Source organism: Gilvimarinus gilvus (assembly GCF_030518155.1).
In the GTDB taxonomy this organism is placed as follows: domain Bacteria; phylum Pseudomonadota; class Gammaproteobacteria; order Pseudomonadales; family Cellvibrionaceae; genus Gilvimarinus; species Gilvimarinus gilvus.
Genome location: NZ_JAULRU010000234.1, coordinates 1 through 310, shown reverse-complemented (window position 1 = coordinate 310; position 310 = coordinate 1). Strand labels below are relative to the sequence as shown.

At 57.4% G+C, this 310-nt stretch carries 1 protein-coding gene; it reads left to right on the top strand.

The genetic code is table 11. The features are described from left to right. Nucleotides 1-22: 22 nt before the first annotated feature. Nucleotides 23-310: integration host factor subunit alpha (gene ihfA / locus QWI17_RS03230; RefSeq protein WP_302721064.1), on the top strand; the 288-nt coding region annotated here is incomplete at its 3' end.

Here is a 310-nt window from a genome sequence, read left to right as displayed (position 1 = left end):
ACCACGTTAAGGAAATAACGGCATGGGTGCTCTGACGAAAGCTGAGATGGCCGAAAGGCTGTACGAGGAGCTGGGGCTTAACAAGCGTGAGGCCAAGGAGCTGGTCGAGCTGTTTTTCGAAGAAATTCGGCACGCACTTGAAGAGAACGAGCAGGTCAAGCTGTCTGGTTTCGGCAACTTCGACCTTCGCGACAAACGCCAGCGGCCGGGCCGCAACCCCAAGACAGGGGAAGAAATTCCGATCACCGCACGGCGCGTCGTCACCTTTCGTCCAGGGCAGAAGTTGAAGGCCCGGGTTGAGGCCTATGCT